The organism is Pseudomonas sp. S4_EA_1b (genome assembly GCF_016307435.1).
GTDB lineage: Bacteria > Pseudomonadota > Gammaproteobacteria > Pseudomonadales > Pseudomonadaceae > Aquipseudomonas > Aquipseudomonas rhodesiae.
Genome location: NZ_JAEILC010000036.1, coordinates 25,289 through 41,137 on the forward strand (window position 1 = coordinate 25,289; position 15,849 = coordinate 41,137).

The window sequence follows — 15,849 nt, forward strand, 5'->3', positions numbered from 1 at the left end:
TTTTTTGGAGACCGGCCATGACCGCCCACGCCTTGCAACGCAACCCGATCCTGCCTGCCCTGCGCCTGGTGGCCGGTAAAAAACCCTCGGTGGACGACATCTACCCGCGCCTGTTCGACGCCATCCTCGAACAACGCATCGCCCCGTCCAGCCGCTTTACCGAAGAAGGCCTGGGCGAAACCTTTGGCGTGAGCCGCAGCGTGATTCGCCGGGTGCTGGCCAAACTTTCCCATCAGCAGGTGATCATCCTGCGTCCCAACCAACGCGCCCAGGTCGCCGCGCCGGACAGCCTGCAAGCCCGACAAATCCTCGAAGCCCGGCGCATGACCGAAGTCACCGTAGTGCAATTGGCCTGCGCCCAGGCCACACCCGCGCAGATTCGCCCCTTGCGCGAGCTGATCGCCCGCGAGCGCGAGTGCATTGAGCGCGACCAGCGTGGGCCGGCGATTCGATTATCAGGAGAGTTTCATTTGCAGTTGGCCGCGATGGCCGGTAATGCGCCGTTAGCGCAGTTCCTCAACAGCCTGGTGCCATTGACATCGTTGGTCATCGCCCAATTTGAAGCAAAAGCCTGCACGTATTGCGCGTGGCAGGAACATGTGGCCATTGTGGATGCGATTGAGCAGCGCGACTCAAACACTGCGGTGAGCCTGATGACCCAACACCTGGATCACCTGGAAAGCAAACTACTGAAACATCACTGACCTTCAGATAAATGAAGACCCAAATGTGGGAGAGGGCTTGACCCCGATGGCAGTGTGTCAGTCAACCTATACATGACTGATACACCACTATCGGGGGCAAGCCCCCTCCCACAATTTTGTAGGTGCCAGGCTTGGTTGTGAGGTGCTTTCTATGCCTCTTGCTGGCCAAGCCCACATACAAACCTGAAGCCAACTGAGGCCCAAATGTGGGAGGGGGCTTGAACCCGATGGCAGTGTGTCAGCCAAGCTATACATGACTAATACACCACTATCGGCAGCAAGCCCCCTCCCACAATTTTGTACGCGCCAGGCTTGGTTGCGAGTTGCTTTCTATGCCTCTTGCTGGCCAAGCCCGCATACAAACCTGAAGCCAACTGAGGCCCAAATGTGGGAGGGGACTTGCCCCCGATGGCAGTGTGTCAGCCAACCTATACATGACTAATACACCACTATCGGGAGCAAGCCCCCTCCCACAATTTTGTAGGTGCCAGGCTTGGTTGTGAGGTGCTTTCTATGCCTCTTGCTGGCCAAGCCCACATACAAACCTGAAGCCAACTGAGGCCCAAATGTGGGAGGGGGCTTGCCCCCGATGGCAGTGTGTCAGCCAACCTATACATGACTGATACACCACTATCGGGGGCAAGCCCCCTCGCCCAGGTGTTTCACCGGGGCATCAAGCCGATTGCAGCACCGACTGACCGCTCATTGCCAGGTCCAGCAGTTCACGGTTGGCCACGGCGTACATGGCGTAGTCCGTGCCGACCGCGGCACGAATTTCCACCATCATCGCGCGCCAGCGATCGGCCATGTCCTGGTGCTGCTCAAGCCACAGTGCCACGCGGGCTTCCATGTCTTGCGGCGCATCGGCCATTTGCAGTACCGAAATGGTGATCGCGCGCTGCTGCCAGTCCACATCGTCGCGGAACGCTTCGCGGGCCTGAGCCTGCCAGTTGTTGGCCACGGGCAGATCGCTGATCTGCTGCAGGTACCACGGCAGGTCCAACGCGCTGCCTACAGCGAAGTAGGCCTTGGCCACTTCGGCAGCATCGTGCCCGGTGACGTCGGCGGCTTCGATGATCGGCAACAAGGTGTACAGGTGCGTGGTGCCTGCCACCATACGCGCCAACAACTCCGGCACGCCGGCTTCGGTGTACGCCTGGTAGCGGTTCTGCCAGCCTTCGCGAGTCGGGCCTTCCAGCAGTTCGTCGAGTTTAAGACCCAACGCAGCCAGGTGCGGACCGAAGTGTGCGGTGTCGCGACCAGCATCCTGCTCATTACGGCGGCTGCGCAGGAACCAACGCGTGGCGCGGCGCCCCAGGCGCATCAGCTCGTCCATCAGTTCCAACTGCACGTCAGCGGAGACCTGATGATCCAGGGCTTCGATCTGACGGAACCAGTGCGGGAGATGGAAGATGTCACGCACGATCACATACGCACCGGCTACGTTCGCCGGGCTCATGCCGGTCGACTCTTTGAGCCGCTGCACAAAGGTGATGCCCATGTGGTTGACCAGATCGTTGGCGATCTGGGTGCTGACGATCTCGCGCTTGAGACGGTGACGGCGCATGGCCTCGCCGAACTTGGCCACCAGGCTCGGAGGGAACGCGGTCTCCATGTCACGGGTCAGGTAGTCGTCGTCCGGCACCAGAGACTTAAGCAAAGCTTCCTTGAGGTCGATCTTGCTATAGGAGATCAGCACTGACAGTTCCGGACGTGTAAGGCCCTTGCCAGTGGAGGCACGCTCGGTGAGCTGCTCCTCGGTCGGCAGGTACTCAATGGCGCGGTCCAGTTTGCCACGGCCTTCCAGGTCGCTCATCAGGCGCTTGTACTCGGCGGCACGCTCGTAGGCTTTGCGCGCGGCCAGGGACAGGGCCTGGGTCTGCTTGTAGTTGTTGCCCAACACCAGGCTGCCGACTTCGTCGGTCATGCTCGCCAGCAACTGGTTGCGCTGCTTGTCGGTCATGTCGCCGGCCTGCACCACTTCGTTGAGCAGGATCTTGATGTTCACTTCGTGGTCGGAGCAGTCCACGCCACCGGCGTTGTCGATAAAGTCGGTGTTGGAACCGCCGCCATTGAGGCCGAATTCCACACGACCCAGCTGGGTCATGCCGAGGTTACCGCCCTCGCCCACTACCTTGCAGCGCAGTTCGTTGCCGTTGACCCGCAGCGCGTCGTTGGCCTTGTCGCCCACGTCGGCGTGGCTTTCGGTGCTGGCCTTGACATAGGTGCCGATACCGCCGTTCCACAACAGGTCCACTGGCGCCTTGAGCAAGGCGTTCAGCAGTTCGGTCGGGGTCAGCTTGTCGGCCTGGATATCGAAGCGTTCTTTCATCTGCGGCGAGATCGCGATGCTCTTCGCGCTGCGCGAGAAGATACCGCCACCTTCGGACATGATGCTGGTGTCGTAGTCGGTCCAGGCCGAACGCGGCAGCTCGAACATGCGCTTGCGCTCGACGAAGCTGGTGGCCGGGTTCGGGTTCGGATCGATAAAGATGTGCAGGTGGTTGAAAGCTGCGACCAGTTGCAGCTTGTCGGACATCAACAGGCCGTTACCGAATACGTCGCCGGCCATATCGCCGACGCCGACGACAGTGATGCTGTCTTCCTGCACGTTGATGCCGCGTTCACGGAAGTGACGCTGCACGCCGACCCACGCGCCCTTGGCGGTGATGCCCATTTTCTTGTGGTCATAACCGGCCGAACCACCGGAGGCGAACGCATCACCCAGCCAGAAGCCGTAGTCGATGGCGATGCCGTTGGCGATGTCGGAGAAGGTCGCGGTGCCTTTGTCCGCCGCTACGACGAGGTACGGGTCATCGTCGTCATGACGCACGACATTGGCCGGCGGCACCAGGGCGCCGTCTTTCAGGTTGTCGGTGATGTCCAACAGGCCGGAGATGAAGATGCGGTAGCAAGCGATACCCTCGGCCGCGATTTCGTCGCGGCTGCCGCCCAGTGGCAAGCGACGCGGCAGGAAGCCGCCCTTGGCACCCACCGGCACGATCACCGAGTTCTTCACCTGCTGGGCTTTTACCAGGCCCAGCACTTCGGTACGGAAGTCTTCTTCACGGTCGGACCAGCGCAGACCGCCCCGCGCAACGTTGCCGAAACGCAGATGCACGCCTTCGACCCGTGGCGAGTACACGAAGATCTCGAACTTCGGCACCGGCTTGGGCAGCTCGGGAATGGCGCGCGGGTCGAACTTGAAGCTGAAGTACGACTTGTTCTGGCCGTTGGCGTCGGTCTGGTAGAAGTTCGTACGCAAGGTGGCCTTGATCAGGTCCAGGTAGCGACGCAGGATGCGGTCTTCGTTGAGCACCTGAACGTCGTCCAGGGCGCTGAGGATCGCCTGTTCCAGACGCTGCTGCTTGTCTTCCAAGTCGTCGGCGGTGAGTTTGCGCGCCAGGTAGAAGCGGGTCTTGAACAGCCGAGTCAACTCGCGGGCGATGTCGGTGTGGTTGTTCAGAGTGCTGGCGATGTAACCCAGATCGAAGCCCAGGCGGATCTGCTTGAGGTAACGGGCGTAGGCACGCAGCAGCGCCACATCGCGCCATGGCAGGCCGGCGGTGAGCACCAGACGGTTGAACGCATCGTTTTCGGCGTCGCCATGCACGATGTGTACGAAGGCGTCCTGCAGGGTGTCGTTGAGCTGCTGGATATCCAGGTTCACGCCTTCGGCGGCGATAAACGCAAAGTCATGGATCCAGAACTCGCGGCCATTGGCGTGGCGCAGGCGGTACGGGAACTCACCGAGTACGCGCAGGCCGAGGTTTTCCAGGATCGGCAGCACGTCGGACAGCGCCAGCGGCGTATCGGCGTGATACAGCTTGCAATGCAGCTCACGCTGGCCGGACACCTGGCCCAGCGGCTGGTAGAAGCTCATCACCAGCGGGTTGGCTTCGGTGAGGCTGAGCAGGTGCTGCATGTCGACCACCGCCGAATGCGCGGCGAAGCGCTCACGGTAGCCGGCCGGGAAGCCTTTCGGGAAGTCCGCCAACACGTTGGTGCCGTGGGCTTCGCCGAAGCTTTCCACGACGAGGCTGGCATAGTCGTCCTGCCAGCTGCGGCAGGCCTGGATCACTTCTTTTTCCAATTGCAGCGGGTCGATGTCCAGTCGGTTCTTCGGGTCGACCCGCAGAATCAGCTGCACGCGCGCCAGTACGGACTCGGAGAAGAAGGTCCAGAATTCGCAGTCGCTGGCCTTGAGGCGATCCATCAGCACTTGCTGGATCTTCTGGCGCACTTCAGTGGAATAGATGTCGCGCGGCACGTAGGCCAGGCAGTAGCAGAAACGACCGTATGGGTCTTTGCGCAGGAACACGCGGATCTTGTTGCGTTCCTGGATCTGCACGATGGACATCACGGTGCTGTACAGCTCGTCCACCGGGGTCTGGAACAGATCGTCGCGGGGCAGCACTTCAACGACTTGCGCCAGCTCCTTGCCCAGGTGCGCCTTGGCCTGGAAGCCCGAGCGACGCTCGATCTCCGCGACCTTGCGGCGGATATAAGGGATCACACGTACGCTTTCGCCATACACCGACGAGGTGTACAGGCCCATGAAGCGGCATTCCTTGATGACCTTGCCGTCGGCGTCGATCTCACGGATCGACACGTAGTCCGGGTAGGCTGGGCGATGCACGCGGCTTGGGTGTGCGGCCTTGGCGAACGACAATACGGTCGGCTCGCGCAAGTACGACACGGCGTAGTCTTCGATGCGCAAGTCTTCGGCGGTAAGGCCGGCGCGCAGCAACTTGGTCAGACCGAGGAACGAGCTGGCGTCATATTCGATATGACCGCCGTCCGCCTCGTCACGTACCACAAATTCTTCGTAGCCCAGGAAGGTGAAGTGGTTACCTACCAGCCATTCCAGGAAGTTCTTGATCTCGGCTTTTTCTTCGCCATCGATGCTGAACTGACTGGCGTCGATACCGGCCAACAGGTCCTGGACCTTGGCTTTCATCGGCTCGAAATCGGCCACGGCCACGCGCACTTCGCCCAGCACCTGCTCCAGCTCTTTGCTCAGCACGCTCAGTTCGGCGGCATTGGCGCAGCGGTCAATCTCCAGGTACATCAGCGATTCTTGCTGGATACCTTCGCCCTGAGTGCCTTTGGCCAGGATTTCCTGCAGCTCGCCCTTGCTGCCGCGACGCACGCTGAGCACGGTGGTTTGCAGGGTGTGGATGCTGTAGCCACGACGGTTAAGCTCGGTGCGCACCGAGTCCACCAGGAACGGCAGATCGTGGTGCAGCACTTCGACCGCAGTGTGGGTCGACTGCCAGCCGTGACGTTCGTAATCGGGGTTGTAGACCCGCACTTGCGGTTGGGTGTGGTCAAAGCGCTCAAGCAGGCGCCAGGCAGACAGGGTGCAACCGGCCAGGTCGGAAAGGCGACGCTGGGTCAGTTCGTCCAGGGAAATGATGCCGAAGAATTGTTCAGCGAACAGCGCCACTTGTGGCAGTGCCTGTTCACTGATGTGCTGCGCCAGTGCCGCTTGCAGTTGGTGCTGGAAGTCGGCCTTGCTGGCTGCGGTGAAGAACGCCATCTGTGGTACTCCGCTTGGGCTTGTTATTGATGGAAGCGTCGCGTGTTATCCCCTGGTGGGGAGACCGTCATCTCGGTTTGTCAGTAACCATAAACGAATCCGAGTGACAGGTGGGTGAAGCTGGACAAGTCAATAAGGTCACATTCGACGTCCACTGGATGCACCGCCTGCCGATAACGGTACGACGGGCAGGTCAGAGTCGCGCAGAAAGTCCATCCAACGCGCAGCTTAACGAGTGCAGTCAGCAGACTGCTTGCTGCACTGCGACATATTCGGACATCTCCCGGCAATGCCCGGTTGCACCAAGAGCAACCCTGATAGCCGCACAGGTGCTGGCTGCGGCTGAACGCGGGGCTGCTGTGCATAAAAGGGTCCAAAGGCCGGAAGGTAAAATTTCATACGCTCACACAATCTAAATCTTAGTTCCCTATAGGAACCGTATTGCAAAGTTCTGTCACTTAGTTCGAGCCCAATTTCATTCTATGACTACTCCATGAGGCTCAAATGAACGTGCATCCACTCTCTAACCCCACTCTTGGCGCCGCGGCCGCTGCCCCCTCCGCAATGCCTTCTACACGCTCAAGTACGAACGATGCAGCCCCTGCAGTGCGGCAGGAGTTCCCGGCGGCCTACTTCAAAGCGCCAGTGTCGGTCAATAAGGCCGTGGAACAACTTCGCACCGACTACACGCCCCCAAAAACACCTGATCAAGTCACCTCACTTGAGGTCAGGCGCCGATTAAAGGAAAGGTTCGGAAAAGATATTGACCCCGATAAAACCTACTTGGTGAGTATTCACTATGACCATCGCACCAACACGCCACCTTATAGCGGGGTCATTGTGCAAAAAATTTCACTGACCCAGGCGGCGAGGCTCAACCAGCAGGACGAACCGAGTTATAACGGCGCAATACGTTCAAAAGAAGACGGCCCTTTTGAAATAAGAGAAAGTTCAAGGCATACAGAAGAACCGGATGCCCTTGGCATGTTCCCGCGCCCCAACGAAAGCGGGTTCACCAGCCATTTCCAAGGTATTTACACGGAGCCTCAGCCAGGCTCGGAAAATATCTATGACGCCAGTAACAGAGTCGATATCTCAGCAGCCGACTTCAAACAGATGGTCTGGGACAACAGCTATAAAACCCCCTATGACCAATACTTGGAAAATTACTGGAACAACAACACCCGCCATACCTACAGCCAGGCATCGCGAGGCGCCTTTTTGAAGGCGTCGCACACACAACACCATGATCAGTCCCTTACTGAAAACGATCGAAAAATTGCCATGGGTGTCGCCGGCCTACCCGCCGACAAAAGTTACTCATCCCTGACGTCCAATGACCTGGAACAACCCTATAAGGCCGACCCAAACCTGGAAACGAAGTTCCTCACCTTCAAAGGTTATAAAATGCGCGCCTTTTACACTCAGGATAAGTCCACAGGCAGGGTCCTGTTGTACCTTCCCGATCAAGCGTCCATGTTGAAGGGTTTTGACTCGAAGACAGAAATGAATAAGTGGCTGGCCGAGCAATTGAAAGACCCGGAGAAATTCGAGAACTTCAAACTTTATTTCCGCCCGCAGGATCTCCCCAATGAGTTCATATCCAAAGGTGTCGATGCCCATATAGAACAAACTCGCGAGTGGCTTAAACAAGATGGCCTGCCAGTCTCCAAACAGGAAGAGTTAGGTTACTTTAACGAGGGTGGTCTGTTCGATGGCGAAACAGTCCAAGGCAACCCGTTCGAGGAACTCCAACAGCGCACCGAGCAAGATCTGAAAAGCGCTACTGATTTTCAATTTGTACTCAATCGCGACTATACGGCCAACACGGCGATCAAATACCTGAGTTGGGCGAAATATGGACTGCTCCTTCTGGCTCCGCTTGGACTCGCTTATCCGCCGCTGGGGATAGCACTGACAGCGGCAAGCGTCGGGTTGGGTGGCGCAGAACTCGGCTTCGGCATAGACAGCCATGTCAATAAACGCCCGAATGCGGACAAGCGCATCATAAAGGGTGCCTTGAACACCATCTCCCCTATCGCCAGCAGCGGTATGGGGAATGCGTTCAAACCCATAAGCAGCGCGCTCAAGCTCTTGGCTATGAAACCCGGATGAGGGTTTGATACAAATGCCGGCACAAAGCCTGAGGTAATGGCAGAATTAAAGCCTGGCGGCCTTGAAGCCGCCTTTCAAACAGGACTTCTACATGCAACTGACCACCACCCACCTACTCGCCACCCCGTGCGATGACGAAGAAGACAACATGGCCATGCTGTGCTGCCACGGCAATAACGGCGAAATGTTCATGCTTAGCCGTTATCCGGACGAAGACGAGGTGGAGCTCACCTGGGATTACGAGCCGTCGACGCTGGATGGACTGAAGGTCACCCTGAGTGATACGACGTTGCGCATCGAGCTGGCTGCCGGCGATGCCGACGCACTGGGGGGCAAGGATCACTTGGAGATCACCCACGCCACCGCCGCCTCCGACCTGGCCGAGGTGGAGCAAACCTTGCAGAACATCCTCAAAGGCACCGGCACCTACACCCGGACTTAATGGTGGGAGTGTTCACAACAGGAAGTGCACCTTCGCACAAAATTCCTACAAGTTTTGCCAAAAATACCCGTTACGCCGTTAGTCGCCACGCCCCTCGATGCATTAAAGTAGTGCCCCCCAGCCCGGTGTTTGTTTCTTAGCACGCGGGCTCATCTTTCCAGGAACCGTCATCGATGGAACATCGTGAAGCGCTGCTCGCGCTGCGAACCTTTCTTTCTACGCAGATTCTCGGCCAGGAAAAGCTCATCGAGCGCCTGCTCATCGCCCTGCTCGCCGACGGTCATATGCTGGTTGAAGGCGCGCCGGGCCTGGCCAAGACCAAGGCCATCAAAGAGTTGGCCGAGGGCATCGAAGCGCAGTTCCATCGTATCCAGTTCACTCCCGACCTGTTGCCCGCCGACATCACCGGCACCGAAATCTATCGCCCGGAAACCGGCAGCTTCGTGTTCCAGCAAGGGCCGATCTTCCACAACCTGGTGCTGGCGGACGAGATCAACCGCGCGCCGGCCAAGGTGCAATCGGCGCTGCTTGAAGCCATGGCCGAGCGCCAGGTCAGCGTAGGCCGGAGCACCTACGACCTGTCGCCGTTGTTCCTGGTGATGGCCACGCAGAACCCCATCGAGCAGGAAGGTACCTATCCACTGCCCGAAGCCCAGCTCGACCGCTTCCTGATGCACGTCAAAATCGGCTTTCCCGACGCCACCGTGGAACGGCGCATCTTGCAGCAGGCCCGTGGCGAAGCGCTCAACGGCGAAACCAAGCCCGAGCGGCGCGTCAGCCAGCAGGCGATCTTTGCCGCGCGCAAGGAAATCCTCGGCCTGTACATGGCCGACGCGGTGGAGGAATACCTGGTGCAGTTGGTCATGGCCACGCGTACCCCAGCCAAGTTCGACCCGGAAATGGCCGAGTGGATCGCCTATGGCGCCAGCCCGCGCGGTTCTATCGCCCTGGATCGCTGCGCACGCGCCCATGCCTGGCTGGCCGGGCGCGACTTTGTCAGCCCCGAAGACATCCAGGCGGTGCTGTTCGACGTGCTGCGCCACCGCATCATCCTGTCGTTCGAGGCCGAAGCCGCCGGTATCGATCAGGACCGCGTGGTGCAACGCATTCTCGACGTCGTTGCCGTCGCTTGAAATCGATGAATGCCAGCGATGGAATCCGCGTCACGCTCAGCGAGCTGATTGAGATGCGCCACCGCGTGCGCGAGGTGCAGCTGTTTTCCACGCCCAGCCAACGCAGCCCGTTGATCGGCCTGCACCATTCCAAGCTGCGCGGACGCGGCGTGGACTTCGACCAGGTGCGCGTGTACCAGGCCGGCGACGACGTGCGTACCATCGACTGGCGCGTCACGGCGCGCACGCAGGAACCGCACACCAAGCTGTTCCACGAAGAGCGCGAACGCCCGATTTTCATCATGGTGGAGCAAAGCTGCCGGCTGTTTTTCGGCTCCGGCCAGATGTTCAAATCGGTCCTCGCCGCCCAGGCCGCCAGCCTGATCGGTTGGGCGGCGCTGGGGCATAACGACCGGGTCGGCGGGCTGGTGTTCGGCGACAACGAGCACTACGAAATCAAGCCGCGCCGCAGCAAGCAAAGCCTGCTGCAATTGCTCAACCGCCTGGTGCGGGTCAACCAGAGCTTAAACACCGACACCCGCCCCGAGGCCGACGCCCTGGGCATGGCCCTGCGCCGTGGCCGTGAAGTCCTGCGCCCCGGCAGCCTGGTGATCGTGATCTGTGACGAACGCGCGCTGAGCGAAGGCGCCGAGCAGCAATTGAGCCTGCTGTCGCGCCATTGCGACCTGCTGCTGTTGCCGATCTCCGATCCCCTCGACCATGCGCTGCCTGCCGCCGGGCTGCTGCGCTTCGCCGAGCGAGGCGCGCAACTGGAACTGGACACCCTCAATTACGACCTGCGTCAAGCCTACAAGGCCCAGGCCGAAGCCCGCAGTGCGCGCTGGGAATTACTCGCGCAGAAACTGCGGGTACTGCTGATGCCGTTGAGCACCCAGAGCGAAATGGTCGAGCAGTTGCGCGAATACCTCAACCCACAACGCCCGGTTAAAAAGCAATGAGCAGCCTTGAGCAACTGCAACCGCTGATCGCCCCGCCGGCCATAGGTTTTTGGCCGCCCGCACCGGGTTGGTGGCTGCTGTTGTTGCTGATTCCGCTGCTTGGCTGGGGCGCGTGGTCGCTGCGCCGCTTTCTGCCAACGCGCCGCCCGGTGGTGCGTGCCGAACAACCGCTGGACCCTTTACGCATCGCCGCCCTCGCCGAATTAGCGCTGATGCCCAAACCCTACGACGGCGCGCCCGCCGGGGCTTGGCTGCAACAACTTAATGGCCTGCTCAAGCGCCTGTGCCGCAACGACTACCCCTACAGCCAGAGCCACACCCTCAACGGCCGCAAATGGCTGGCGTTCCTCGACAACCGCTGCCCCGCCGCCGGCCTGACGCGCTGGATGGTATTGGTGGAAGGCGCCTACAAACCCGAATGCAAACTCGACGACAAGGCCATCGCCGGTCTGACCCAAGCCGTCGACACCTGGATTCGCAAACATGTTTGAGTTCGCCTGGCCGTGGATCTTCCTCCTGCTGCCGCTGCCCTGGCTGATGCGCCAAGTCTTGCCCGCCGCCGACAGCGGCGAACCGGCGCTGAAAGTCAGCTACCTCAGCGACCTCGAAAGCTTGGCCCGCCGGCGCGCGCGCTCCAACCTGCCGGGCTGGCGCCAACAGGCACCGTTCGTAGTGTTGTGGCTGTTACTGTTGACCGCCGCCGCGCGCCCCGAATGGCTCGGCGAACCGCTGCCGATCGCCGCCAGTGGGCGCGACCTGTTGGTGGCGGTGGATGTGTCGGGCTCCATGGATTTCCCCGATATGCACTGGCAGGACGAAGACATCAGCCGCCTGAACCTCGTCCAGCACCTGCTCGGCGACTTTCTGGAGAGCCGCGAAGGCGACCGCGTGGGCCTGATCCTGTTCGGCAGCCAGGCATATTTACAGGCGCCACTGACCTTCGACCGCCGCACCGTGCGCGCCTGGCTGGATGAAGCGCGCATCGGCATTGCCGGCAAGAACACCGCCATCGGCGATGCCATCGGCCTGGCCTTGAAACGTCTGCGCCAGCGCCCGGCCCAGAGCCGCGTGTTGATCCTGGTCACCGACGGCGCCAACAACGCCGGGCAGATCGACCCGTTGACCGCGGCGCGCCTGGCCGCCGAAGAAGGCGTGAAGATCTACCCCATCGGCATCGGCGCCGACCCCGAACAAACCGGGTCGCTGGGCATCCTTGGGGTCAACCCAAGCCTGGACCTCGACGAACCGGCGCTCAAAGCGATTGCCGAGGCCACTGGCGGTCAGTACTTCCGGGCCCGCGACGGTGCAGAGCTGCTAGCCATCAAAGAGACCTTGGACACCCTCGAACCGGTCGAGCAGCAACCGACCCAGGCCCGCCCGGCACTGGCGCTGTACAGCGCGCCGTTGGCACTGGCGCTGATTTTGAGCCTGTTGCTGGTGATCCAGGAGCGCTGGCCGGATAACGCGTTGCAACGCGGGTTCGACAAGTTGGCGAGCAAGGGCATGTTCCTGCAACCCAAGCCGCAATGGCGCCAACGCCTTAAACGCCTGCGTTTGCGGAGGCGTCGATGATCGACCTATGGCCGCACTGGTTCCGCCCCTGGTGGCTATTGCTGCTGCCGCTGCTCGGCTGGTTGCTGTGGCAACTGTGGCATCGGCAAAAACGCGCCGGGCGCTGGCAGATGATCCTGCCGCCGGCCTTCCATGGGGTGCTGCTCAGCGGTGGCAACGGGCGCGAAAGCAAATCGCCGTGGGTGGTGCTCGGTATCGCCTGGCTGCTGGCGCTATTGGCTTTGCTCGGCCCCAGTTGGCAACGGGTGGAGCAGTCCAGCCAGAAACCATCCGACCCCTTGGTGGTGCTGCTGGAATTGACCCCGGAAATGCTTGCCACCGACAGCCCGCCGAACCGCCTGGAGCAGGCGCGCCGCAAGCTGTATGACTTGTTGCAGGCCCGCAGCGACGCGCAGACCGCCATCGTGGTGTACGCCGGCAGTGCCCACACCCTGGTGCCGCTGTCGGACGACCTGGCCACCAGCGGCAATCTGCTGGAAGCCTTGCGCCCCTCGATCATGCCCGAGCCCGGCCATCGTGCCGACCTGGCCGTGGAAAAAGCCCTGGGCTTGCTGAACCAGGCCGGCCTGGGCCAAGGACGGCTGTTGCTGATCGGCTCGTCGCTGTCCAAGCAGGAACGCCAAGGCATCCGTCTGCTGCTGCAAAGTGCCCAGGCGCCGAGCCTGTCGATCCTTGGCATCGGCAGCCGCGAGGGCACCCCGGTGACCCAAGAGAATGGCGAGTTCCTCAAGGACGAACAAGGCGCGATCCTGGTGCCGCGCCTGGACAGCCCGACCCTCAAGGCGTTCGCCAGCGAAATGGGCGGCCGTTACCGCGCCGCGCGGCTGGATGATAAAGACCTGCGCCAACTCGGCATGCTGGATGCGCCGCAGACCCTGCGCGACGACGGGCAACGCCTGCGCCTGGATACCTGGGCCGACCAGGGTTACTGGCTGCTGCTGCCATTGCTGCTGCTGGCGGCCTGCGCCGGTCGCCGCGGCTGGCTGTTCTGCCTGCCTTTATTACTGCTGAGCGCACCGCAACCCAGTTACGCGTTTGAGTTGACGGATCTGTGGCTGCGCCCGGACCAGCAAGGCCAATACCTGCTCAAGAAACAACGCCCGGCCCAAGCCGCCGAGCGTTTCGAAGACCCGCAGTGGCAGGGCGTGGCGCTTTACCAAGCCGGCAACTACGCCGAGGCGGCCAAGCGCTTTGCCCAGAGCAATGACGCCTATGCTCACTACAATCGTGGTAATGCCCTGGCCAAGGCCGGCGAGCTGGAGGCGGCGCTGGACGCCTACGACCAGGCGCTGGAAGCCCAACCCGATCTGCATCCAGCGTTGAAAAACAAAGCCCTGGTGGAGGCCTTGATACAGGAACAGGCCCAGGCGCAGGCCGAGCAAAAGCCCGAGTCACCAGCGGAAAATCCAGATGACGAACCCCATCAACCGGGCCAGACTGCGCAACCGGGCGCCGACGGGCAAACCGGCACCGGCGGCGAAGCATCCCCTCAGGGCCAGGGCGAAGCCGGCAGCGGCGATCCCCAGGCCAGCGCCAAACCGCCTAGCGGCGGCAATGAAGTCCCGGGCAGCGAGTTGGGCGACGAACAAACCACGACCCCACCGCTGCGCCGCACCGATGCCAGTTTGGATGAACAGCGCCAGGCCCTGGAACAATGGCTGCGGCAGATCCCGGATAACCCCGGCGAACTGCTGCGGCGTAAATTCTGGTACGAACAGCAACAACATCAGGACAAGACTCGATGAGCCGCCCCACCCTTCTGCTTCTGCTCGCGTTGTCGGCCAGCACCGCCCAGGCGGCGAACCTGGTCGCCAGCGTTGACCGCAGCCGCCTCAATTCCGGGGAAACAGTGGAACTGACGGTGGAATCCAGCGATGTCACACAGTTCGGCAAGCCCGACCTGTCGCCCCTGGATGCGCAGTTTGAAGTCAGCGGCACGCGGCAGATCAACCAGCTCACCACCCTGGGCGGCGACAACCACGCCACCACGCGCTGGATCATCACCTTGCTGCCCAAGGAAAACGGCACCGTGGTGATCCCACCGCTTCAAGTGGGCGAGCTTCAGACCCAGCCGATTACCCTGCAAGTGATCGAAACCGCCAGCCAGAACACCAGCGCGGAACTGGCGCCGGTATTCGTCGAAGCCAACCTCGACCAGTACAGTGTGTACGTTCAGGCCCAGGCGCTGTTGACCGTGCGCGTGTACCACTCGGTTTCGCTGTATGACGACAGCAGCCTTACACCGTTGCAGATCGCCGATGCACGCGTCGAGCAACTGGGGGAATCGCGTACCTATGAAAAAGTCATCAACAGCATCCGTCATGGCGTGATCGAAACCCGCTATGCGATCTACCCGCAGCACAGCGGCAGCCTGGAGGTCGGTGCGCAGACCTTCAGCGCCACCCTGGTTGAATCACGCCCGCCTCAGGAAAATACGCTGCAAGGCACCAAGCCGGGCAAGCTGATCCACGTCAGCTCCGCGCCTCTGCAATTGACCGTCAAGCCCAAACCGGCGCTCTACCCGGCCGATGCCCCGTGGCTGCCGGCCCGTAGCCTGACCCTGAGCGAAAGCTGGAACCCCGAGCCGCAACAGGTGCAGGTCGGCGACTCCCTGACCCGCAGCCTCACGGTCAAGGCCGAGGGCCTCTCCAGCGCACAACTGCCGGCCCTGCCCAGCACAGAAATCAGCGGCCTGCGTCGCTACCCGGATCAACCGGTGCTCGGCAACCAGACCAGCGACCGCGGCCTGATCGGCAGCCGCGAAGACCGCGAAGCCCTGGTGCCCAGCCGCGCCGGCGCACTGGAGCTGCCCGCCGTCGATGTGGTGTGGTGGAACACCCATGAGGACCACCTGGAGCGCACCAGCCTGCCGGCGCGCACTCTGCAGGTGGCCAATAACCCGAGCCTGATGGTGGACACCCCCGCCACCCCCACCATCATCACTGCTCCGGACGATAGCCGCCTGTGGCTGTGGCAACTGAGCACTTTGCTGCTGGCCTGCACCACCTTGCTGGGCTTCGGCCTGTGGTGGCGCGCCCGCCGACAACCAGCGGTGCAACGCGCGGCGCAAACCGGCCCCAGCCCGCGCACGTTGCTCGACGACCTCAAACGCGCCACCCAGGCCAACGACCCGCAGGCGACCCGCCAGGCGCTGGATGCCTGGGCGCGGCAACAACCGGAAACCCTGGCCGACATGGCCGCGCGCTTCGTACCGCTGTCGGATGCGTTGGATGGCTTGAACGGTGCGCTCTACAGCGAAAGCGGCCAGTACTGGCTGGGCGAAGACTTGTGGCGCGCGATCAAGGCCATCCCCATGGCTGAACGTGAAGCGGACCCGGCGACGGACACCACCAGTTTGCCGCCGTTGTATCCCAAATAGCCCCTCCCACAGTGGATCTGCCTG

At 61.5% G+C, this 15,849-nt stretch carries 10 protein-coding genes; 9 read left to right on the top strand and 1 reads right to left on the bottom strand.

Annotated features, from left to right (window positions below):
- Nucleotides 1-17: 17 nt before the first annotated feature.
- The gene (locus YA0848_RS12690) at nt 18-704 is read left to right on the top strand and encodes a GntR family transcriptional regulator (RefSeq protein WP_169902654.1); all 687 of its coding nucleotides are present in this window, start codon (nt 18-20) and stop codon (nt 702-704) included.
- Between the two features lie 673 nt (nt 705-1,377).
- On the opposite strand, the gene YA0848_RS12695 is transcribed toward YA0848_RS12690, so the two are convergent.
- On the bottom strand, nt 1,378-6,246 hold the full coding sequence (locus YA0848_RS12695) for an NAD-glutamate dehydrogenase (RefSeq protein WP_034098218.1): 4,869 nt from the start codon (nt 6,244-6,246) through the stop codon (nt 1,378-1,380).
- Between the two features lie 504 nt (nt 6,247-6,750).
- On the opposite strand from YA0848_RS12695, the gene YA0848_RS12700 reads away from it, so the two are divergent.
- The 8 genes from YA0848_RS12700 to YA0848_RS12735 all read left to right on the top strand — a co-directional run bounded on the left by YA0848_RS12700 (nt 6,751) and on the right by YA0848_RS12735 (nt 15,825).
- Complete coding sequence (locus YA0848_RS12700) at nt 6,751-8,361, top strand: dermonecrotic toxin domain-containing protein (protein WP_169902655.1); 1,611 nt, start codon at nt 6,751-6,753, stop codon at nt 8,359-8,361.
- 91 nt (nt 8,362-8,452) lie between these two features.
- On the top strand, nt 8,453-8,803 hold the full coding sequence (locus YA0848_RS12705) for a hypothetical protein (protein ID WP_034098222.1): 351 nt from the start codon (nt 8,453-8,455) through the stop codon (nt 8,801-8,803).
- Between the two features lie 173 nt (nt 8,804-8,976).
- Nucleotides 8,977-9,936 (top strand): AAA family ATPase, encoded by a 960-nt coding sequence (locus tag YA0848_RS12710; RefSeq protein ID WP_034098224.1) that lies wholly within the window; start codon nt 8,977-8,979, stop codon nt 9,934-9,936.
- 5 nt (nt 9,937-9,941) lie between these two features.
- Complete coding sequence (locus tag YA0848_RS12715; RefSeq protein ID WP_034098225.1) at nt 9,942-10,874, top strand: DUF58 domain-containing protein; 933 nt, start codon at nt 9,942-9,944, stop codon at nt 10,872-10,874.
- Nucleotides 10,871-11,365 carry a DUF4381 domain-containing protein gene (locus YA0848_RS12720; RefSeq protein WP_034098227.1) on the top strand — a complete coding sequence of 165 codons (495 nt, stop codon included), beginning with the start codon at nt 10,871-10,873 and terminating at the stop codon, nt 11,363-11,365. The genes YA0848_RS12715 and YA0848_RS12720 overlap by 4 nt, the downstream gene beginning before the upstream one ends.
- On the top strand, nt 11,358-12,446 hold the full coding sequence (locus YA0848_RS12725) for a vWA domain-containing protein (RefSeq protein ID WP_034098229.1): 1,089 nt from the start codon (nt 11,358-11,360) through the stop codon (nt 12,444-12,446). The genes YA0848_RS12720 and YA0848_RS12725 overlap by 8 nt, the downstream gene beginning before the upstream one ends.
- The gene (locus YA0848_RS12730; protein WP_047882358.1) at nt 12,443-14,191 is read left to right on the top strand and encodes a tetratricopeptide repeat protein; all 1,749 of its coding nucleotides are present in this window, start codon (nt 12,443-12,445) and stop codon (nt 14,189-14,191) included. Before YA0848_RS12725 ends, YA0848_RS12730 begins: the two co-directional genes overlap by 4 nt.
- Nucleotides 14,188-15,825 (top strand): BatD family protein, encoded by a 1,638-nt coding sequence (locus YA0848_RS12735; RefSeq protein WP_198712251.1) that lies wholly within the window; start codon nt 14,188-14,190, stop codon nt 15,823-15,825. The genes YA0848_RS12730 and YA0848_RS12735 overlap by 4 nt, the downstream gene beginning before the upstream one ends.
- Nucleotides 15,826-15,849: the final 24 nt, after the last annotated feature.